The sequence below is a fragment of the Pseudoalteromonas atlantica genome (genome assembly GCF_043641955.1).
GTDB lineage: Bacteria > Pseudomonadota > Gammaproteobacteria > Enterobacterales > Alteromonadaceae > Pseudoalteromonas > Pseudoalteromonas atlantica_A.
On the sequence record NZ_JBHZRV010000002.1, the window covers coordinates 736,710 to 759,085 of the forward strand.

Annotated in this window: 18 protein-coding genes and 2 tRNA genes; 8 read left to right on the top strand and 12 right to left on the bottom strand. The window is 39.0% G+C overall.

Annotated features, from left to right (window positions below; genetic code table 11):
• Window positions 1-26: 26 nt before the first annotated feature.
• A complete protein-coding gene (locus ACHUE3_RS06790) occupies window positions 27-620 on the bottom strand; it encodes a pentapeptide repeat-containing protein (protein ID WP_394191675.1) in 594 nt (197 codons plus the stop codon).
• A gap of 89 nt (window positions 621-709) precedes the next feature.
• Window positions 710-2,488: an aspartate--tRNA ligase gene (aspS, locus tag ACHUE3_RS06795; RefSeq protein WP_394191417.1), complete on the bottom strand. Its 1,779-nt coding sequence runs from the start codon at window positions 2,486-2,488 to the stop codon at window positions 710-712.
• Between the two features lie 202 nt (window positions 2,489-2,690).
• On the opposite strand from aspS, the gene ACHUE3_RS06800 reads away from it, so the two are divergent.
• Entirely contained in the window at window positions 2,691-3,539 is an 849-nt protein-coding gene (locus ACHUE3_RS06800; RefSeq protein ID WP_394191419.1) for a DUF72 domain-containing protein, read from the top strand.
• A 4-nt stretch (window positions 3,540-3,543) separates the two neighbouring features.
• Window positions 3,544-4,044, top strand: a complete 501-nt coding sequence (locus ACHUE3_RS06805; RefSeq protein WP_394191421.1) for a M48 metallopeptidase family protein — start codon at window positions 3,544-3,546, stop codon at window positions 4,042-4,044.
• 8 nt (window positions 4,045-4,052) lie between these two features.
• On the opposite strand, the gene ACHUE3_RS06810 is transcribed toward ACHUE3_RS06805, so the two are convergent.
• Window positions 4,053-5,933, bottom strand: coding sequence for a GGDEF domain-containing protein (locus ACHUE3_RS06810; protein WP_394191423.1), 1,881 nt, complete (start codon window positions 5,931-5,933; stop codon window positions 4,053-4,055).
• A 105-nt stretch (window positions 5,934-6,038) separates the two neighbouring features.
• The gene (locus ACHUE3_RS06815) at window positions 6,039-7,052 is read right to left on the bottom strand and encodes a DUF5924 family protein (RefSeq protein ID WP_394191425.1); all 1,014 of its coding nucleotides are present in this window, start codon (window positions 7,050-7,052) and stop codon (window positions 6,039-6,041) included.
• Between the two features lie 243 nt (window positions 7,053-7,295).
• On the opposite strand from ACHUE3_RS06815, the gene ACHUE3_RS06820 reads away from it, so the two are divergent.
• Window positions 7,296-7,592, top strand: coding sequence for a hypothetical protein (locus tag ACHUE3_RS06820; protein WP_394191427.1), 297 nt, complete (start codon window positions 7,296-7,298; stop codon window positions 7,590-7,592).
• A 147-nt stretch (window positions 7,593-7,739) separates the two neighbouring features.
• The gene (locus ACHUE3_RS06825; RefSeq protein ID WP_394191429.1) at window positions 7,740-9,626 is read left to right on the top strand and encodes a TonB-dependent receptor plug domain-containing protein; all 1,887 of its coding nucleotides are present in this window, start codon (window positions 7,740-7,742) and stop codon (window positions 9,624-9,626) included.
• A gap of 104 nt (window positions 9,627-9,730) precedes the next feature.
• Here ACHUE3_RS06825 and ACHUE3_RS06830 read toward each other — a convergent pair whose 3' ends face one another.
• The gene (locus ACHUE3_RS06830) at window positions 9,731-11,980 is read right to left on the bottom strand and encodes a sensor domain-containing phosphodiesterase (RefSeq protein ID WP_394191431.1); all 2,250 of its coding nucleotides are present in this window, start codon (window positions 11,978-11,980) and stop codon (window positions 9,731-9,733) included.
• Between the two features lie 633 nt (window positions 11,981-12,613).
• Window positions 12,614-13,279, bottom strand: a complete 666-nt coding sequence (queE, locus tag ACHUE3_RS06835) for a 7-carboxy-7-deazaguanine synthase QueE (RefSeq protein ID WP_394191433.1) — start codon at window positions 13,277-13,279, stop codon at window positions 12,614-12,616.
• 129 nt (window positions 13,280-13,408) lie between these two features.
• Here queE and queC point away from each other — a divergent pair, with 129 nt between their 5' ends.
• Complete coding sequence (gene queC / locus ACHUE3_RS06840) at window positions 13,409-14,095, top strand: 7-cyano-7-deazaguanine synthase QueC (RefSeq protein ID WP_394191677.1); 687 nt, start codon at window positions 13,409-13,411, stop codon at window positions 14,093-14,095.
• A 39-nt stretch (window positions 14,096-14,134) separates the two neighbouring features.
• On the opposite strand, the gene ACHUE3_RS06845 is transcribed toward queC, so the two are convergent.
• Window positions 14,135-14,584, bottom strand: a complete 450-nt coding sequence (locus ACHUE3_RS06845) for a methyltransferase family protein (RefSeq protein WP_394191435.1) — start codon at window positions 14,582-14,584, stop codon at window positions 14,135-14,137.
• 183 nt (window positions 14,585-14,767) lie between these two features.
• On the opposite strand from ACHUE3_RS06845, the gene ACHUE3_RS06850 reads away from it, so the two are divergent.
• Window positions 14,768-15,010: a hypothetical protein gene (locus ACHUE3_RS06850; RefSeq protein WP_394191437.1), complete on the top strand. Its 243-nt coding sequence runs from the start codon at window positions 14,768-14,770 to the stop codon at window positions 15,008-15,010.
• 6 nt (window positions 15,011-15,016) lie between these two features.
• On the opposite strand, the gene ACHUE3_RS06855 is transcribed toward ACHUE3_RS06850, so the two are convergent.
• The 5 genes from ACHUE3_RS06855 to ACHUE3_RS06875 all read right to left on the bottom strand — a co-directional run bounded on the left by ACHUE3_RS06855 (window position 15,017) and on the right by ACHUE3_RS06875 (window position 21,102).
• The gene (locus ACHUE3_RS06855; RefSeq protein WP_394191439.1) at window positions 15,017-16,045 is read right to left on the bottom strand and encodes a hypothetical protein; all 1,029 of its coding nucleotides are present in this window, start codon (window positions 16,043-16,045) and stop codon (window positions 15,017-15,019) included.
• A gap of 64 nt (window positions 16,046-16,109) precedes the next feature.
• Window positions 16,110-16,796: a tRNA (adenine(22)-N(1))-methyltransferase gene (locus ACHUE3_RS06860; RefSeq protein ID WP_394191441.1), complete on the bottom strand. Its 687-nt coding sequence runs from the start codon at window positions 16,794-16,796 to the stop codon at window positions 16,110-16,112.
• Window position 16,797: 1 nt separating this feature from the next.
• On the bottom strand, window positions 16,798-17,733 hold the full coding sequence (locus tag ACHUE3_RS06865; protein ID WP_394191443.1) for a class I SAM-dependent methyltransferase: 936 nt from the start codon (window positions 17,731-17,733) through the stop codon (window positions 16,798-16,800).
• On the bottom strand, window positions 17,726-19,726 hold the full coding sequence (gene uvrB, locus ACHUE3_RS06870) for an excinuclease ABC subunit UvrB (protein ID WP_394191445.1): 2,001 nt from the start codon (window positions 19,724-19,726) through the stop codon (window positions 17,726-17,728). The genes ACHUE3_RS06865 and uvrB overlap by 8 nt, the downstream gene beginning before the upstream one ends.
• Window positions 19,723-21,102 carry an MATE family efflux transporter gene (locus ACHUE3_RS06875; protein ID WP_394191447.1) on the bottom strand — a complete coding sequence of 460 codons (1,380 nt, stop codon included), beginning with the start codon at window positions 21,100-21,102 and terminating at the stop codon, window positions 19,723-19,725. The genes uvrB and ACHUE3_RS06875 overlap by 4 nt, the downstream gene beginning before the upstream one ends.
• Window positions 21,103-22,199: 1,097 nt before the next feature.
• Here ACHUE3_RS06875 and ACHUE3_RS06880 point away from each other — a divergent pair.
• Both ACHUE3_RS06880 and ACHUE3_RS06885 read left to right on the top strand, forming a co-directional pair.
• Window positions 22,200-22,276, top strand: a tRNA-Asn gene (locus ACHUE3_RS06880).
• 24 nt (window positions 22,277-22,300) lie between these two features.
• Window positions 22,301-22,374, top strand: a tRNA-Asn gene (locus ACHUE3_RS06885).
• The last annotated feature ends 2 nt before the right edge of the window (window positions 22,375-22,376 follow it).

Genomic DNA, 22,376 nt, shown 5'->3' on the forward strand with positions numbered 1-22,376 from the left:
TTATAAACTTAGCCGTGTAATAACGGCTAATCCACTAGCTCAATATCCAGTCCCGCTAATAAATTTAACGCCTCAAGTCGTTCAAACTTAGCACCACTAACGTCGTTATTTTTTATATCAATATTGAACTGTGTTGCACCGACAAAGTTAGCGTTACTTAAATTGGTTTGATGAAACACACTGTCTCTAAAATCTGTGCCTATAAACTGACTTTTCGCTAAGTTGGCATGTCTAAAATCGACATCCTTTGCAAAGCAATCTGTCATTGTTAACGCTTTTAATGACAACTCAAAAAATGAGCTATGGCTAAGCTCGCAATTTTTAAAACTAACAGGTGCAGTCAATGCCAGTTGCGGCCAGTTTACTTGCCCCCAAACGATACTATTGAGTTTGCAGCCTTTAAAGTTCACCTCTTCTAATGAGCTATAATTCCAGCTTAAGTCACTCAAATTGCAATTAATAAACTCACAATCGATAAAACGACAGTTACTAAATTGACTGTGGCTAAAGTCACACTCAATAAACTGACATTGCTCAAATTCAATCTCACTAAAACGCTGTGCCGTCGCTTTAGCATTTAAAAATTCGTGCTCATAGTAATCGTTTTGTGTAAATAACATACTTTCTGCCATAACTCCCTCTTAAACAGCAATAAAAAAACCCTAAGAGTAAGCTTAGGGTTTTTAACATTAAACTAGTTTTTCGTCACTTATTCAGCTGGTTTTTCAGCTTTTTCAACAACGTTAATAGCAAGCTCAGTCAATGAATCGGCATTGGCTTTACTTGGTGCGTCAGTCAATAAACATGATGCCTGAGTTGTTTTAGGGAAAGCAATAACATCACGAATATTGTCTGTACCGCACAGTAGCATTACTAAACGGTCTAAACCAAACGCTAGACCAGCATGCGGTGGCGTGCCGTATTTAAGCGCATCAAGTAGGAAGCCAAACTTGTCTTGTTGCTCTTGTGCATCAATACCTAGAATTCTAAAAGCCGCTTCTTGCATATCTGCATTGTGAATACGCACAGACCCGCCACCTACTTCGTAGCCGTTTAATACCATATCATAGGCATCTGAGATAGCCGCAGCTGGGTTTGCTTCAAGAGCCGCTGCATCGATGTCTTTTGGTGCTGTAAATGGGTGGTGAACAGCATGAAGTGTGCCTTCATCATCTTCTTCAAACATTGGGAAGTCAACAACCCAAAGTGGTGCCCAGCTATCAAGGTTGGTGATTTCTAAATCAACACCAATCTTCAAGCGTAATGCGCCCATGGCTTCATTTACTGTGTTGCGTTTATCTGCACCAAATAAAATGATGTCGCCCGTTTGTGCATTAGTACGTGTAAGAAGTTCGTTAATCACTCCTTCGTTTAAAAACTTAGCGATTGGCGATTGAACACCTTCAGCGCCTGCATCACGGTCGTTAACTTTCATCCAAGCTAGACCTTTCGCACCGTAAATACCAATAAACTTGGTGTAGTCATCTAACTGCTTACGAGAAAGCTTCGCGCCACCTGGTACTGTTAATACTGCAACACGGCCTTTTTCATCATTTGCAGGGCCTGAGAATACTTTAAACTCAACGTCTTTTACCAAATCAGCAACGTCAATTAACTTCATTGGGTTACGTAGGTCTGGTTTATCAGAGCCGTACAAGCTCATCGCCTCTGAATAAGGCATGATTGGGAACTCGCCTAAATCAACGTTAAGCAATGACTGCCACATTTCACGGATCATCTTTTCAGTCATACCGCGTACTTGATCAGAGCTCATGAACGACGTTTCTAAATCTATTTGAGTAAATTCAGGTTGACGGTCAGCACGTAAATCTTCATCACGGAAACATTTAACGATTTGGTAGTAACGATCAAAACCAGACATCATCAATAATTGCTTAAACAACTGTGGTGATTGCGGTAATGCGTAAAAACTGCCTTTGTGAACACGGCTCGGTACTAAATAATCACGCGCACCTTCTGGCGTCGCTTTCGTTAATACGGGTGTTTCAATATCTAAAAATGCATTTTCATCTAAAAAGCGACGAACAAAGCTGCTTGCTTTAGCACGTAACTTAATACGGTCGCTCATCTCTAAACGACGTAAATCTAAATAACGGTACTTTAAGCGGCGCTCTTCTGAGTTCACTTGGTTAAAATCAAGCGGTAACGGCTCAGAGCGATTGATAATAGTTAAGCTAGTGCCTAGAATTTCAACTTCACCTGTTGCCATATCTTTGTTTACTTGGCTCTCTGGGCGCGCACGAACAACACCTTTAAGCTGCACACAAAATTCTTGGCGAAGTTTATTCGCTGTATCCATTAAGCCTTCAACTTCAGGATCGAATACAACTTGTACTAAGCCTTCTCTGTCGCGTAAATCAACAAAAATAAGACCACCCAGGTCACGTCGTTTATTTATCCAACCACATAGTTCAACTTCTTGATCTACGTGAGTTTTATTAAGCTGTCCGCAGTATATAGAGCGCATAGTATTCCTGTCAGTTAAAGACTCATAGCCGCTTTCCCTAAGAATTTGCTGTTTTTGGGGAGTTAAAGCCACTATTTATTAATCATTTTAGGGGGTGCATTATACCCAAGTTACTTAAAAATGCGAGCGCGGCAGCGGGCTCTGTGCTTTCAATTTATAGATTTGGTATACTGGCCAAAACACACAATCAGTTAACCGTTTTATGTTGTATTTAGGGTGTCCGCAGTGGTCAAGCACTGCGTGGAAAGGCAATTTGTTATCCAGCCATTGTAAAAATGCTGACATGCTGCATGAATACGCGCAGGTGTTTAATTCTGTAGAGGGCAATACAAGCTTTTACGCTGACCCCAGTATTGAATCCCTAAAGCGCTGGCGTAATGCCGTTAATAACGATTTTAAATTTACTTTTAAATTCCATCGTCGCTTTAGCCACGAATTACAATTAACCAACATTGATGACGAGCTTACAGCTTGGTTTAATTTATTCGAACCGCTATTACCCTATATTGGGCAAATCATGTTGCAACTACCAAGTAGTTTTAGCCCTGCGCAATTGCCCCTTCTCGCTCAGTTTATAAGTAAGTTGCCACACAATATAAATTACGGAGTTGAAGTACGCCACGGCGAGTTTTTTAAAAAAGGCGATGCAGAAGTTTCGTTAAACCAGTTATTAATGGCCAACAACATTAATCGGATTGCCATGGATACGCGCGCCCTGTTTGCGGTAAAACCTAATACCGAAGCCTTGATAGATGCACAACAAAAAAAGCCTCATTTACCTGTGCATGCTATCGCCACTGGCGAGCAGCCAATGGCAAGGTTTGTTATTGCCAGTTTAGAGCATGACTATAAAAGTTATTACCAACCGTGGCTGAAAAAAGTACAACAATGGCTTTATGAAGGTAAAACACCTTATGTGTTTTTTCATACCGCAGATAACCGCCAAGCCCCATTGTTAGCACGTCAATTTTGCCAAGACTTAAATTATAACCACCGCGTTTTATCACCTTTTATAGGTGAAAAAGAAGCCACTCAATCGAGCTTATTTTAAATTTATGAAAGACTACTCTCGCTATTTTACCGGCTACCCTGAGCAAATTGTCACACAAGTGATGCAGCTCATTAATAACAACAAACACGGTGCGTATTTAACAAAAAAATACCCGCATGCTCATACGATAACGAGTGACAAGTCATTATATGCTTACGCAACTGAGCTTAAAAAGCGCTACTTAAAAAATGCCCCGCCGTTTGGCCGCGCCGCATTTAAAAAGCAAGGTGATATGGTCACTAACGCACTGGGTACGCATACTTACCGAATGCAAGGTAAAACCCGCAAACACGATTTAGCAATAAACAGCGATTTACTACGCGCACCAGAGCCATTATTAAAAGCACTTGTAGTGCACGAACTTGCCCACTTTAAAGAAAAAGATCACAACAAAAGCTTTTACGCCCTGTGTTGTCACATGGAACCAGAATATCATCAGCTCGAATTAGATTTGCGAATATTTTGTGTGTTAGTGGCGCAAGGAAAAAGCCCTTATTTGGGCTGAAATCATTCTTATGCTGCAAAATAGAGCGAAGATTCGGTTTTAGCTCTACCACTTTCTTTTGCACGATAGAGCAAATTGTCACATTGAGAAATAACAGTGTCTAACTCGGCCTTCTCAGTTAACTGAATAACTCCCGCGGAAAAACTTACAGAGAAAAGCGATGAAGTACTTTTCCAATGATTATGCGCTTCAAAAGCAAGCCTTATTTCGTCAATTAGCGCCTGCGCCTCTTTCTTATTTAAATTATTTAGCGTCAATAAGAACTCTTCTCCACCAAACCGGCAAAGCCTATCTGTTTTACGTATACGACTTTGAATTATCATACTAAAAGTTTCCAACACCTCATCTCCCGTCCCATGACCATAGGTATCATTAATTTTTTTAAAGTGATCTAAATCTATGAGGCAAATACACATTGATGTATTGGCTGGCATTAATTTATTGATCCACGTATACATTGCTCTACGATTCAATGCACCGGTTAATGTATCTGTTTCTGCTAATTTTTTAGTCAAACGATGACGCTGCCAAAGCCAAATGAGTAATAAAACTAATATAGATACAAATAAGCTTAAAATAATTAATCGAAGATTTTGTGCTTTTAATAGTAGGGTTTGCTTTTCATGTTCAGCTTTTATTCGCTCAAGTATAAGTAGCTCAACATCCCTTTGTAAATAATTACCGAGTTTATCTAAAGACGAATTTAAAGAGTTAATAATCAGATTTTTTTCTGCCAATAAACTAATGGATGATGCCTGCATAGCAAGTTCAGATTCACCTATTAATTCATAGGATAAACGTTCTAACTCTGCAATATCTCTAAAGTCAGCATCTCTAAATTTATTTTGATGCGCCTGTACATATTTTTCTAGACGTTTAATCGAACTAAGTAAAAGATCACGCTCCCCCCTAATTGAATATAAAAGAGTTTGTATTACGATACTTCTTACAGTTTCGGTCAGAACATCAGAATCTAGATTAAGTGAAGCACTTGATAAAATATCTGATGCTGTTTTTAAATCCTCACCCTCTTGTCGATAGATAAGAATCCCCGCTTTAGCTATAAGCGCATATAACATAGCTGAATTCGATAAGCTTTTGGTTTCTACTTTTTGTATAAAGTTATTTGATATTTCTAATGCTTTTTCGTATTCACCAACTTGCGCTAATACAAATGAAAATTGAAAATGTGGTTCAGGATAATCAATGTTATCAAGGTATTGTGTATTAATTGAAAAGAGTTGTTGCATATACTTATAAGCTCTCTCATAGGCACCCATTAAATAAAAACTAGATATCACTCTTCTGAGTACAAATTCTTTTGAATAAAAAAAGTCATCTTTAGAATTTTCAAAAGTTGGAAGCTCAGGTAGTGCATATAAATATTCTATTAATGCGGCAATAGTTTCACTATCACGGAATGATAAAGTCTGCCCTAAAGCAGCAGAAACTTGAGCAACCGCTTTCTTTTCACCTCTAGTAACTAACTGTGCTTTTAACTGCCGAATAGATTTGAGCGGGGTATCACTATAGACAGTTAAATAACTAGATTTCTGCGCTGCATAAAGCATGGGATCTACCGCTAATAAGCCTTGCCAATCCTGCTCAGTAATTTTATTTGCAACTTTAACCCCTGCCCTGTTGGCCAATTCTTTTCGTTTATTAAAAACTTGATAGTTGAATATTTTACTTTGCAGTGTTGGGCTTTTTAACATACCCGTTTTATTAGCACTTTCTATGAAGTTTTTTTCTGATACCTGATTAGTAAATAACTCCATTGAGAGTTCAACATAATCATAAAAACTATCTTTATCCGTTTGCGAGAAAACACTTTGGCTGACAAATAAAAGGAGCCCAATAAGTAAAGTGTTTAAATGTTTATGAAGCATTATTTTTATTAATTCCTTGTAAAACCATAAAATAAAATGAAACTTAAGATACTAACACTATATCATTGAGAATAACTAACCTCTGCACTTTAAAGGTTGAAGTACTTATGCACCCACTACAAACTTAGTTAACCCTATGAGTTGCCCTGATTCGGTAACAACCTGCACTTGCCATTTTCCAACGGGATCTGTGGGAAAATTCATTTTGTGGGTCCACGCTCTATAACCTTGCTCACGCCCACCTGTAATATCTAATGCAATTCGCTCCACGACTTGGTTATTAAGGATCCAAACATGAAAAATCTTTTCGTTTAATCCTCTTGGCGCTTTCACCGCTGTCCAACTATACAAACCTTCCTGTCGTAATGTATTTACATCTAACTGCTTAACGTTACCGATGGGCTTGCGTTGTGCAATATCGACTTCATGGGATACCGTAATATCAGTTAAGCGCAGCGCCGCTGGCGGTACCCAGCTACGTAGCTGCCATAAACCTGCGCTAAGCGCACTCAACAATAAAACGAGTAAAGGAAAACGCCACCAGCGCGCATTGGGCATTAAATTACCTAAGCTTGGCAGTGTACAAATAACTGAGGTGATCAATGCTATTGTTAAGCTTTGACTGGTGGTGAGATTAAGTAAAATAGGTAGAGTAACCAGAATAACAACGAACAGTGCGAAGTTGTGAAACACCGTAAATAATATACTGTGCTTAGCTAATTTTTTATAATACAGCGGATCGACAACCGATATAAATGCGCAAAGTATAATTAATGATGTAAAAACAGCCTGTGGATGATTCCACGAAGTCACCGCGAGAAAAAACGGCAATGCAAAAAATAAGCTTTCTTGCTGCACCATCTGTAATGCAAAGCGCATAAAGTTTGGTGAAACAGCAACGCCAAAACGTTGCTCAACTTTATCGCGCAGCCAATTATCCACAATCAACCACACCCAGCTGATCAGTAAAAGTATGGCAATAATTTGTGAAAACGACTCCTTTCGCTCAACTAAAAGGTAGCTTGCCACACCACTGCAAAACGCAAATACAGCTAACAAACCGGGCCGTTGCTGCATCATTATAATAAATTTTGTTATTAGATTTTTTAAATAGCTCATTCAAAAACAGCATCCACTTATTTATGAGTTAAAAGCGCACCACGCTTTATTTTATTGTACGAGTAACGGCTTTATACTTTTTAAAGAAAAACCGATAGGCTCTATCTTCTCGTAATGGATATTCATAAAGCGCCTAAAACTCAATATACTACACATATTATTTGTACATGAGATTAATATACCTAAGCTATTTTCAAATTTGTTGGCAATGTTATTTATTTTGCTAAGCTTTTTGGCCAAACGATGGCTTACAGTGCTAATCTGCCTACAAATACTGCATCGCATTCTCAACAATCATCAGCAACAGATTATACTCTCACCGATGAGCAAGCCCAAAGTGAAGATGAATGTTGCGATACCGAGTGCTGTGAAGTCACCTGCTTTTGCCCTGAAAATACATGCGTGTCGGCCTTGTATTTACCTAGTCAAGTAAATACAACTGCGCTTGTTGTACAAAAGTCTAATGTTATAAATCAACACGTCGAACGAAAAGTTTTGATGCCGACACATTTATTCCGTCCTCCTATCTCTATCTCATAAATACAGTTCCCATATTTTTTAGCCACGTTGAGGGCTAATTCGCTCTACTTTAATACAATTATGAGACAAATATGTTTATAAAAACATCTAAGCTAGCTGTTGCTGCTGCGTTATTCCCTGCTTATTCGTTCGCCCACGAACAGCATCATGACGATGCATGAAAAAAAATCGATAGAGAAAATACAAGTAACCGCCTCTCGCCTTGGTCGAATTGTTACCGAGTCAGCAACTCGCACTGAAATAATCAATAGTGAAGAAATACACGAGAAAGCCTTAATGCGCCCTGGCAACATTTCAATGCTAGTGGCAGAAACTGGTGGAGTACGCGTGCAAAACACTTCACCCGCTTTAGGTAGTGCAAATATCCGTTTGCAAAGCCTGTATGGCCGCTATACCCAGTTGCTTAGCGACGGACTGCCACTATATGGCGGTCAATCAATTGGGTTATTACAAATTCCCCCTACTGATCTTGCCAATGTTGAGATCATTAAAGGCTCTGCCTCTTCATTATATGGAGGCTCTGCGTTAGGTGGGGTGATCAATTTGATTTCACGTACACTGAGCGATGAGTTTGAGGGCGAAGTTCTTCTCAATGCCACCTCAAAAAATGGCCAAGATGTTACCTCTTACTTTGCTGCACCACTAACTGACTCAATCAGCGCCTCTGTTACCGCAGGGCTTCATCATCAACAGGAGCAAGACTTAGATGATGATGGCTGGCTTGATATGGCAAGCTATAACAGAGCAAGTGTACGCCCTCGTATCTATTGGGGAGGCGATAATGGCGCCAATTTATACGTCACGGTAGGCGCGATGACCGAGCAAAGAGATGGCGGCACCGCTGAAAACGCAACAATGCCAGGTGGCAACCCATTTGCACAAACACAAGACAGCTTAAGGCTCGATACGGGGTTTATATTTGATAAACCAATAAATGAAGTATTGGCCTTAAATGTACGTGGTTCTGCCATGCAGCAAGATCATGATCACGTATATGGCACCATAAACGAAGGTGACAATCATGAAAGTTATTTATTTGAGTCAAGTATCTCTGGTTATACCGACAACATAGCATGGCTAGTCGGTGCCGCGTATCAATCTGAAAAATACCAATCAGAAGACTTTGCTGCATTTGATTATCACTACGAAGTGCCCGGCGTTTTTTCACAGCTTGATTATGAAGCAAGCGAAAATATATCGTTTTCGTTGAGTGCACGCGCCGACTGGCACAATGAATACGGCACGCAATTTAGTCCGCGAATTTCCATGCTGTATAAACCAGAAAACTGGACCGTAAGAGGCTCTTACGGTAAAGGATTTTTCGCCCCCACCCCATTTATCGAAGACATTGAAGATGCCGGTTTATCCCATTTAGAACCGCTTGAAAATATTGAAGAAGAACATGCAAACACCGCCTCTGTCGATATCAGCTATACATTTGATAGCGTTGAAACAAGTGTCACCCTTTTCTCATCCGATGTTGAAAATGTGACAGAGCTGGAGGTCATTAATCAACAGCTCACGCCATCAGATAAAAACGTTCGCATCGTCAACGCCCCAGGCCAAAGTGAAATCCGCGGTGCAGAATTTCTATTACGCTATCGCTGGAATGATATCAAGTTAAGAGGTAGTTATTTATATACAGATGCAAGTAAACAAAGCAGCTCAGGAATAGGTCGCGTACCGCTTACTCTCACCCCAGAACACTCAGCAGGTGCAGTCATCATGTGGGAAGAACATGGTAGTCACCTAGTTGGTTTTGAAGCCTACTACACTGGCACACAACACCTTGAAAATAACCCGTACAGAGATAAAAGTGATGCTTACTGGCACTTAGGTTTACTTGGGCAAATTACAGTTGGGCGGATTAGCTATTTTGTTAATGCAGAGAACTTACTCAATGTAAGACAAACGAAAGATGATTCGTTAGTGTTGCCACAACAAGCACCTAGCGGGCGTTGGACAACTGATATTTGGTCTCGAAACGATGGTTTTACTGTCAATGCAGGCATTCGTATCAAGTTTAATGATTAAGTCATAAACTAGTATGCTGGTTAACCTATAACCAGCATACACAACAATGATTTAGTACCTAAAAGCTAACAAGTAAATATTTTAAAACACAGTTAACTTTATGCTCAGTCACGCTTAAAGTTCTTACTATGGCTATTTGTATAGTCGTTCATTGGCATAGGTTTGGCAAAGTAATAACCTTGTATCGAGTCAATGTTACAACCTTTCAGGATAGTAAACTGCTCTTTGGTTTCAACGCCTTCGGCAACCACACCCATACCTAAATTATTTGCTAAATCTATAATTGTTTTGACAATGCTAAAACCTGATTCCTTATCGGATATTCTATCAATAAAACTTTTATCTATTTTTAACTGCTTTACCGGATAAGCGTGCAAATAAGCCAAGCATGAATACCCTGTGCCAAAATCGTCTATTGAGAAAGTGAATCCCTCTGACTGGAGTTCCTTCATTTGCTGTATTGTATGTTCAACATCATGAGTTAACATACTTTCGGTAATTTCTAGGGTTATTTTTGACGGAGAAATGTGGTGTAAATTAAGCACATTAAGTAACTCTGACTTCAATAAAGAAGACTTGAATTGTGAAGCACTTATATTAATCGACACCCTAAAGTCATCATCTATAACACACGGATTTAAGCGGTTAAGTAATTTACAGATATCCCTAAGGACTATATTTTGCAAACGTTGTATTAAGCCAAACTGCTCAGCAACAGGTATAAATTCATTTGGCGCAATAATTCCATTAACAGGATGCATCCAGCGAATTAACGCCTCAGCTCCTACAACCTTGCCTTCAGAGTTAATCTGAGGCTGAAAGTAAGCACAAAACTCATCATTCTCAATCGATTTCAAAATCTCTGTTTCGAGTTTTATTTTTTTATCTAATAATGTCTGTAGTGCTGGATCATAAAAACTATAGCTATTCCCGCCTTTCGCCTTTGAGCGATACATAGCGGTATCAGCAAACTTTAAAATATTGCTCGCGGTTATATCTTTACCTTTGATTAAACAGATGCCAATACTACAACTTACCTGAAATTTTAAGGCACCAACTTTAAACTCTTGATCAAAAATCTCATGAATTTTTTGCGCCACAATAGCTGATTCTACATTAGCTTGATCATTATCATCACCAAGATATTCTAATAATACAACAAATTCATCGCCTCCCAACCGCGCTAATGTGTCTGACTTCCTTATTACCGCACCTAATCTCCGAGCAACTTCAACGAGTAATTCATCTCCTGATGAATGTCCTAACGAATCGTTGAGGCGCTTAAAGTCGTCTATGTCTAAAAATAATAATGCCCCAGTTACACCTGAGCGTTTTATTTTTTCAACAGCTATGTTTAGGCGCTCATTTAACATTCGTCTATTTGGCAGTTTTGTTAAAGGATCATAATAGGCAAGCCTTTCAACAGCTTTTTCTGCTTGTTTTCTTTGCGTGATATCTCTTGCAACCCATAAAACATGCCTAGACTGACTACTCTTCGATTGGTAATGCTCCACAGGTACCGTTCGTCCTTCGAAGACCACCTTTCCTTTTGGTACATCTAATTCATATTCGAACACTTGAACTTCATTTGTAGCGAGTGTTTTCTCTAGTACCGCCATAATTGGTAGCGCATCTTTAGGAGCTAAAACATCATTGACATTTTTCCCCTTACTTTGCAGTAAAGAAGTAGATAAAAAATCATCGGCAGAGCCATACACATCAACATACTCTCCTTGCTCTCCTAAAATTAGTACTAAATCAGGCATTACTTGAGTAAATGCTTCAAATTTATCGTTGCTGTGCTTCAGTTGGCTAATAACGTCATTCAACTTAGCTGCATTGGCGTCATTCTCAAGCGCAATACTGGTAAAGTTTACAAAATGATCAATAAGCTCTAAGTCTTGCTTTGTTGGGCTTTTAGCAGTGGTATGATAAACAGCAAAAGTACCTAACACTTCGGCTTTGGTAGAAATGATTGGTGTTGACCAACATGAGGCTAAACCGGCATTCAATGCAGTTTCTTTAAAGTCAGCCCATAAAGGTGATGAGCAAATATCGTCGACTATAATTCTTGTTTCGGAAAATGCAGCCGTTCCGCATGAGCCGATATTAGGACCTATTTCTACGCCATTGATTATATCGCAATACGTTGGATCGATACTTGGGGCGGCACAATGAAAAAGTTGTTTCCCTTTAAGTGATAGAATTGAGCATTTAGCAGACTCATCTTCTAGCATTTCCTCAATGGCTAAACAGATCTCTTCACTAATTTCCTTTAAAGGCTGACCCAACGCTATTTTAGAGAGTATTTTTTGTTGTTGCTTTAATAACTTTAAAAGTTGCTTATCCTGCATTTTTCACAAAATCCTGACTTTTACTTCATCGTAAAAATACGAAAAAGTGATGTGACGTTTAAGTAGCTATACCGCACTCAGATAACATTAATAATTATTGCAAAGTTATCTGAGAGTGAAACAACAAAGACAAAGTAAAGTATAACCAATAACTAATCAGCCGTAGCATTAATTTTTATGAGCTATCAAATCACTTAGTCTGCTTTAGAAACGTAACAATATCGCAAGGTAGTTATTATTTCTATATTTTGGGATGTGGTAATAAAAATTCAGGCGGGTATTTAATACAAATTAACGGCAAATAGCATATATACCCAAGCCACCTCAAGATGCAGAATTCAGCGTTTCACAGGGACTTAATATCTAGGCGTTATTTTGCAAAAATGGCAGTCCCTTTTAAGAAGGAACAACGATGAGAGTAAGTCCCTGTGAAGCGCCCAATGGGTTGGTTTAAAAGCGATTTATACTGCGTTATTGATTTTACCAATAGAACCAGTATTATTTGCAATCAATGCCTTGCCTAAATCGCTTTTAATTCCAACTGAAACTCGTATCTTGAGGTGACTTGGGTATAGCCCTATAAAGAGTGCTTATAAGGCATATTAATAAGCACTCTTTGAGATATTTTTTAGGTTAGCTTATTCCCAAATATTTATGAACTTGAACTGATAAACGCCAATTTTTATCTATACACGTTTCAATGGCTAATTTAGTCGCAGACACTTTTTGGCTAATAGGTTGTAAGTAAACCAATTTGGGGGTAACGCCCGTTTTAGTGAACAATGCTTCAAGTTCTTCTACATGTTTTTGCATCGCTATGGGGTGTTTTATTTCATCTGCGCGCTTCATCGCTGAAGTTAGTACTTCATAGCCACCACGCATATTAATTTTTGGCGAAACAGTAACCCATGTTTGTGCTGGAGCTAAAATTTCGAATGTACCACTGGTTTCTATTTGAGTACTGAAGCCATTTGCATGGAGTAATTCACAAACTGGGTTTAGGTCGTACATACATGGCTCACCACCTGTGATCACGACATGTTTTGCACGATATCCTCGCGATTTAAAAAGCGCTAAAACTTGCTCAGCTGTTGCATCAGCCCAGTGGTCGGAATCAGCTTTTTTTTCCACAGTGTCATCAAGCGAGACTTTATATACATTGTCCACTTCCCACGTTTGTTTTGTATCACACCAAGCACAGCCTACAGGGCACCCTTGCAAACGTAAAAATACGGAAGGCGTACCAGTAAAGCTTGCTTCACCTTGGATGGTTTCAAATATTTCATTAATTTTGTACAAACGTTATCTCACTTACTACTTAGCACTCGTCAGACCGATTAGAGCGACACATCAAAAATCAAAAAGCAGGGCAAAAATTGTTATTTATGCTCCAGCCGTGTAGTATATCGCGCCCTGATATAAACCTCTATTAAAACTAAGAGCAAAACAGATATGACGCAAAAAGTAGTTGTGATTTATTCCGGCGGTATGGATTCATTTACCGTATTAAATAAAGCCCTGCAAGAAGGCCACGATGTATATGCCTTATCATTTGATTATGGTCAGCGTCATGTTAAAGAGCTTAAAGTAGCCGCACAGGTATGTGAAAAGCTTAACGTTCCACATAAAATTGTTGATATTTCTGCTATTAACCAACTTATTGGTGGATCATCGTTGACTGATGATATTGACGTACCAGAAGGCCATTACGAAGAAGAAAGCATGAAAAGTACGATTGTGCCTAACCGTAATATGATTTTGCTGTCATTAGCTGTAGGGTATGCTGTATCACTTAAAGCAAGCCAAGTTTATTATGGTGCTCACTCTGGCGATCATGCAATTTACCCAGACTGCCGCCCTGAGTTTGTGAAAAAAATGGACGATTTGTGCCGCATTGCAAATTATGATGCCGTCGAGATTTTTAGCCCGTATTTAAACAACACCAAAATTGACATTTTAACTGATGGCATAAAAATGGGATTAGACTACAGCCAAACCTGGACCTGTTATAACGGCCGAGAAAAGGCCTGTGGTAAATGCGGTGCGTGCCAAGAGCGCCTTGAAGCATTTAAACTTAACGATGTTACAGACCCGCTTGAGTACGAGTCAATTTAGAGAATCGAGTTAAAGGCTATCAGTGATAGCCTTTTTAATTTATAACCAGCGTCTAACTTTCGCTTTATAATCGATATATGATTGACCAAAAATCTCGGTTAATGCCCGCTCTTCAGGCATTATTTGAAACCATGTTAAGTAAGCCACAAAGGCCATAATACTTAAGATGGCCCAAATAGAGGCAAGCCAAACGCCCCATCCAAGTAAAATAAAAGCAAAACCAACGTACATTGGATTACGAGATATTTTATACACACCTGCTGTAACAAGCTCTGAGGCTTGTTCCGGATTCGTCGGATTGACCGTGGTTTTTGCTAGTCGAAAACTGACCACACCTGCAATACAAAATATAACACCTAAGCAAACTAAAATAGCGGCAATATAGGTAACCAGTAAATTAAAATCGATCGCACTGTAATGTGCAATCAATGCCATTAGCCCTGCAAAAAATAACACCACAATAACGGGTGGTATTTTAGTATGTAGCATAAGTCCCTCTCTTAATACTGTTTCAGTCTACAAATTATAACCTTGCTTTGCTTAATAAGGCACACCAGCGGCCAGTTAAGAATTAAGTATAAAATACAAATAAAGTTACAATTGTCAGCTTTATACCTACACAAAGCAGGTTATACTTTATACTAAATAAGACGTATTAGGGAATAAAAAGCTATGTCAGGCACTACTATGATCGTGTTAATCGTATTTATCTCCGTGGGTTCAGGGGTCATCTACGATATGTATAAAAAGCACCTCGAATTTAAGCATAAAATGCAAAATAACAACCATGATGCAAACAAACAACTAGATGCAGTGAATGCCGAAGTACGCGCTTTAAAAGACCGCGTACAAACACTTGAAGCTATTGTTACTGATTCAAGCTTTAGCGTTAATCAAGAAATTAATAAACTATAAAACCTATTAATCTGTTAATTGATTAGCATACAGGTGAGCATTGTGTGGCCGCTCAACACCGTGGGCGGCTAAAAAACCCGATATTTCACTGTTACATCCTTGCGGCGCTCGCCCACTATCAATTTCAAAATTGAGCTGATTAGCATGCTGCTTACCCAGTGAGCATAAATTTAATGCATTATGAGAGCGAAGTTTAATACTTAACTCTCCTATTTTCTCAACGGATATATGCTTACTAAAACGAGCAAGGTCATTGTATTTAAAGTTTTCACTCACAAATTCATTACTGATTTTAATTAATGCATCAATCAAACCATGTAAAAATTGATTGGTACTCGTATTTTTTACCAAAAATGAAACTCGAGCATTATTGAATTCGTTCAGCTGGCAATCATGGCAGGTAAGTTCTACCTGATACAAAACCGTTGAATTGTCAATTTTGTTAACTGTTGTTAGTTTAACTGCCGCTCCTGCAAAAATGCAGTTATCTATAACACCTTTTACATCACTAACATCATTACTATCTGACATCACAAGCTCAGCGTTTTGTGCCATCAGTGGTAAATCATGGTGGTTGTTAAATGGCGTACTTGCTCCGTTTTGATGTTTATACTTAATCAACTCTCTTACTTCATGCTCGCGTGCTACTTTTAGTGCTAAAAAAGCAGTTTGAATAAGCTCTGATGTAGGTAGGTTTTCCTCTACGTACCATCGCCTACCGAACAACAGTTTTATCGCTTTGTGATTCGGTCCATTTGGCTGGTAATTATCGGGATTTAAAATAGCTACCTGCAGATATACTTGGTTATCTTTTTCAGCTGCAATAACGCGAAAATGAGCCGGAAAGCTAATTTGACTAAGCACCTCGTTAACAGATTGCAGAGTATGCTTGTAACGTAAAAAGTGTTGCGGCACTACCCAACTGTTATTAGAAAGTTGTACCAAAGGCGCATAAGAAATAGGTTGTTCAAAACTGTGTGGCCACTTCGCATTATTGGCAGTGGAAGGTTTTAAGTCTTTTATTTTATTGTTCATACTTAAATAACATTAATTCATACAAGTGGCGTGAAAGTGGTACGAATTTAATAGAGTAAGTAGATCACACTGCTCTGTTAGTTTTAACTAAATTTAATTGCTTATAATCTGCAATGACCTGTTCATAATATGCGGGTTCATTTTTGGTCATTCGCGTGTAATGCTCAATTAAGGTTTTAAGATATTGTTGGTGATGTTTATCAGTAAGGTCCCACATAGAGCAGCCAGTAGGCTCAATGGGAATTGTTGATTTAAAGCTCACATGTAAAAGCTCATAAAACCGTTTTTTTTCGATGATAATCTGCTCTGATACTAACCCTAAGCCCAATTGCTCAAGCCCTCGCCTTAGCATGTAAGTATGATGGACGGGGCATATTATAAAGCTAAGTTGTTTAAGTGTTTGCAGATCATGATTTGCAATGATTTTTTGCATTAACCTTAATAATAGCTCTCCCCCAACACCTGCTATAATAACTAATTGTTTAGTGCCTGGTGTAAGTTCAATACTTGCTACATCTTTACATTGAACCTGCCACTGACTGCTTGAATTTGAATCTGCATAGCATGCGAGTGTATTACTTAATTCATTCATTAGCTCAGGTACAATATCTACAAAAACCACTTTTTTTGCAATCTCTCGCTTGAGGATTGCCATTCCCAATAAGCCATGATCGCAACAACAGTCCCAAACAACATCGTAGGGTTCATTTACCAATGAGTTAATCGCACTCAAACGATGGCTAAGCTTCATATTATGCGGATGTTGTAGCGGTTTTATAAATAAGAGCTTTTAAACTACGATCACTATCTACTTCAATAAATCCAGACGTAGGTGCTAAACGCTCAACAAAAGTGATAGCACCTTGTGTGTGCTCTTCAATTAATGCCTTAAAGGCATGCTCTGTCAATTCAGGACTGTTTGCGCATAATAATAACTGAGTATCACTGGTTAATAGTTCTGGTAAGCGCCGTAATACTTTTTGATAGTCTTTAGTGAGTATGAAACTGCCTTTTTGGAAACTAGGTGGGTCAACAATGATCAAATCAAACGGTGCCGCTTTTTTTAGTTTACCGAATGATTTTAAAATATCATGAGGTAAAAAGCTCACTCCGCGCTCAAACCCATTTAATTGATGATTTTGTTTACCTGTACGTAATACGCCTTTATTCATATCCATGTTGATCACACAATCAGCACCCCCTTGCATCGCACTGACTGAAAACCCACACGTATAAGAAAATAAATTTAGGACTTTAGCACCTGTACTGTTTTTACTCACAAACTCGCGGCCATTTCGCATATCAGGAAAGATACCGGTGTTTTGACGACTCATTAAATCAACAATAAACTGCGCACTGCCTTCTTTTACTATATGGGGCTCGGGTAAATCACCATATAACAACGTATTTTGAGTTTTTAACCCTGCACGTTGTTGATAAACCATTGCCGTAATATGTTCAGGTGCATGCGTTTTTACCCAGTTACAAACCTGCTCGGTCAAGTCGTCAAGCGTGTTTGAGTCTATTTCATCATAAGATACTAAAAATAAGCTCGGTGGATAAAAGTCTAAATTCAAATGACTTAAATGCTCAACACTGTGACCACGACCATGGAAAATACGGCACAGCTCATTGGCTGCAAGCGGTGCATTTTCAAGCGCACTAAGAAGAGGAGAAAAATTATGCATTTTTAATCAACTGTTGTTGTAATTCGTGTATTTCATCGCGTACTGAGGCGGCTTTTTCAAACTCAAGATCGCTCGCATAGGCATGCATTTTAGTCTCAAGCTCTTTCATTTGAGCTGCAATCTCTTTAGCGCTCAGAACCTTACTAGTTTCTTTGCGAATAAGTTTTAAATTATCTTGCGGACCTGCCTGTTCACCCACATCCATAATGTCGGTAATTTTCTTCAATAGCGCTTTTGGCTCAATACCATGTTTAATATTATAAGCATGCTGTATATCACGACGACGTTGAGTTTCATCAATCGCTTTTGCCATAGATTTTGTCATACGGTCAGCATATAAAATTGCACGTCCATTTAAATGACGAGCTGCACGTCCTATGGTTTGAATAAGCGAACGTGCAGAGCGTAAAAAGCCTTCTTTATCGGCATCAAGTATCGCCACTAAAGACACTTCTGGCATATCTAAGCCTTCTCGTAAAAGGTTGATCCCCACTAAAACATCAAATACACCCGCACGGAAATCTCTTATTATTTCAACGCGTTCAACTGTATCAATATCTGAGTGCAAGTATCTAACTTTAACATTATGCTCGTTCAAATAATCCGTTAAGTCTTCGGCCATTCGTTTCGTGAGAGTGGTCACGAGTACACGTTCGTCAATTTCCACGCGTTTATATATTTCAGAGAGCAAATCATCAACTTGGGTGCCAACAGGGCGCACTTCTATTACAGGGTCAAGCAAGCCTGTAGGGCGAATAACTTGCTCTGCAATATCATCACCACAACGTTCAAGTTCAAAGTCCCCTGGGGTTGCAGAGACATAAATAGTTTGTGGCGCGATGGCTTCAAACTCTTCAAAACGAAGCGGCCTATTGTCCATTGCTGAAGGCATTCTGAAACCGTATTCAACTAAGTTTTCTTTACGGCTTCTGTCACCTTTATACATAGCGCCAATTTGCGATACTGTAACGTGAGATTCATCAATAATCATCAGCGCGTCGTCTGGCAAATAATCCAGTAATGTTGGCGGCGGATCACCCGGTGTGCGACCTGATAAATAGCGGCTGTAGTTTTCGATGCCCGAACAATAACCAAGCTCGGTCATCATTTCAATATCATACTGTGTACGCTGTGCTACACGTTGCTCTTCAACTAGCTTATTAGCGCTTAGTAACTGAGCACGACGTTCTTTCAGTTCAGCCTTAATATGCTCTATGGCATCGAGGATCTTCTCTCGTGGTGTCACATAGTGCGTTTTAGGATAGATGGTGGCTCGTACTATATGTTTTTCAACCGCCCCTGTTAGGGGATCAAATATACTCAAGCGCTCAATTTCGTCATCGAACATTTCTACCCGCACTGCATAGGTCTCTGATTCAGCAGGAAAGATATCAATAACCTCACCACGTACTCGATATGTACCACGGCTAAAGTCAATATCATTTCGGGTATATTGTAATTCTGCAAGACGGCGAAGCATATCGCGTTGGTCGACTGTTTCACCGACCTTTAATAACAGCATCATTTTCATGTATGAATCAGGGTCACCCAAACCATATATGGCTGATACTGACGCTACTATTATCGTGTCACGACGCTCTAACAACGCTTTTGTTGCACTTAAGCGCATTTGCTCAATGTGCTCATTAATCGACGCATCTTTTTCAATAAACGTGTCGCTGGCTACAACATACGCCTCGGGCTGATAATAATCATAATAAGACACAAAATACTCTACGGCGTTATTCGGGAAAAACTCTTTCATCTCTCCGTACAGCTGCGCTGCAAGTGTTTTGTTATGCGCCATAATTATCGTCGGGCGATTTAAATCATTAATAATATTTGCCATGGTAAATGTTTTACCTGTGCCAGTAGCGCCCAATAAGGTTTGATGTGCGAGCCCGGCCTCTAAGCCTTCGCATAACTGTGCTATTGCAGTGGGTTGATCGCCACTTGGGGTAAACTGCGAAACCAGTTGGAAATGATCACTCATACTTGGCACTCCTTGACGGGTTGATTATTAATAGCGTTGAGTTCTTTTATAAACCATTTATAGGCAACTAAGCCGGTGAACACATTACCTATTGCAGCGCCTATTAATAAACCGGGTAAATCTGCAATTAAACTTCCGACATAAGCAAACGGTACATAAAACACAAATAAGCGAATAACACTAAGGATTAACGCATTCATAGGCTTATGCAACGCATTAAAAGATGAGTTAGATAATATAATAACGCCCTGAAAACCATAACTAAGCGGTAAAGTGTAAATAAACAAGGTAATTACATCGATGACCATTTGCTCTTTGCCAAACAATTGACTTATCACACCTGAGAATACGATGAGTAATAAATAAATGATAAATTGCCAGATCATTACAAATTTAAGCGTCGAACAATAAGCTTCTTTCACTCGGCTTAATTTACCTGCACCGAAATTCTGACTTATAAATGGCGGCAATGTCATCGACAGCGCCAACACAACAAGGCTTGCTATGGATTCAATACGGCTACCAACACCAAACGCAGCAACTGCCTCTGGTCCATAGCCTGCTACTAATGCGGTCATAACAGCCATTGCTATAGGCGTCAGCATGTTAGCACCCGCTGCGGGAAATCCAATTTTTAAAATCTTCTTCACGGAATCCAGAGCTGTTTGGTTTTTTGCATGTAAGCTCAACAAGCCCTTTTTTACGGCTAAGATGTATAAAATGATCACCACAGCTACAGACCAAGCTATAACACTGGCAATTGCAGCACCTTTAATGCCCATCGCTGGGACTGGGCCAAAGCCAAAAATTAAGATGGGATCGAGTACCGCATTGATTAGCCCTGCTCCTCCCATTACAATGCTTGGGGTTTTTGTATCGCCACTTGCACGCAATACTGAGTTTCCGATCATTGGCGTGATTAAAAACACGCTCCCCACAAACCAAATACTCATGTAATCATGAATTAATGGCAGCGTATTCTGCCCTGCCCCTAGTAACTTAAATATTGGCTCAATAAATAAATAGCCAAATAAAGATAAAATAAGCACCATTACAACACCAACCACCAACGCCATACTGGCGTCGAAGCGTGCTTCTTCAATATTGTTACTGCCTAAGGCTTTTGCTATTACTGCTGATGTGCCTATACCTAAACCTATTGCTAAACTGATCACAGTAAAAGTAACCGGAAAAGTAAAACTAACCGCGGCTAAAGGCTCGGTACCTAACAAACTAATAAAAAACGTATCAACAATATTGAACATCATCAACGTGATCATGCCGAAGATCATTGGGATCGTCATGCGTTTTAGCGTTGGAACTATTGGGGAATTTAATAAATCAGGGGATGTGTTTGTTTGCAAGTTTGCGCGCATGTGAATAAATAAGCCTCTTTTATTAAGCTGTCATTTTAAAGCATCAACGCGCTGCAAGCCACGCATTTATCAAATGAATCCATTTACATGTGAATAGATAAAGTATTTATTGTTCATAGCGGTCAAAAATCTGATAGAAAAGTACACGTTTTAAGCTGTTTCATTGCAATAGCTCAAAAACACCCGTTAAAAACAATAAAAATACACTTATGTAACGTTTATAACAAAACCCTCTCTGCTGGCGCTGATTTTTTACACAAAACTTGCTTATATCTTATCGTCACGAATAATTTTCCTCATCATAGGCTGCTAATTCAAGCATTATTTTTAAAGTATTGATTTTTATATAGATAAAAAAAATGTTTTTAGTGCTTGATATCCTTACAGCGCCCGAAAAATATAGCGTAGATGATGTTCTTAAACTTTAATAAACAGAGTTATCCACAGATTCCGTGGATAACTCATGCAAACCCGCACCAATCAAGGGGTTTAACTTATCTATAGAAACTAAATTCCACTTATGTTGGCGAATACTAACTTAATTCATTTTGGCATTTCAGGTGAAAAAAACATCTAAGCATGCGATGTTTGAACATATTTGCATTTAAATGTGACCTTACAACTTATGATAACCCTCTATATTAAATTGAATTTAAAGTAAAAAATGTATTGAGGTTCGCTCAGCTGTTATTTCTAAAATTCGGTCTAGCAAAATTTCTAGCTGCCAAAATACTTCGTACTTTTTATAAAAGCGATTTCACTAACACTTAAAAATAAAAAATTCACCTTTAGAGTATTTGTTCATTTGATGGTGTGTAAAAACTGCTTTTTTGTATTTTAGAGAATAAAATTGATACCAAATTATGATTTTTCATGTTTTTAAATAAAGCCACATCACTAATACCGAGCTAAATGATCGCCCTCTTGCTGAAGTTTTTCTTTTTTGGGATGTTATTAATTGCACGATTACAGTTAGAAAACGCGCAGATCGAACATAAAAACATCGAATAAACTACTTTTTTGAATTTATGAAGTTTTTATGTTGACACTTTGCGGCTCCATCATTAATATTTCGCCCCGTTGAAAGGCATGACGCTTCCCCCTTAGCTCAGTTGGTTAGAGCGACGGACTGTTAATCCGCAGGTCCCCCGTTCGAGTCGGGGAGGGGGAGCCAAGTTTATGTAATATGATATGTAGTTCCCCCTTAGCTCAGTTGGTTAGAGCGACGGACTGTTAATCCGCAGGTCCCCCGTTCGAGTCGGGGAGGGGGAGCC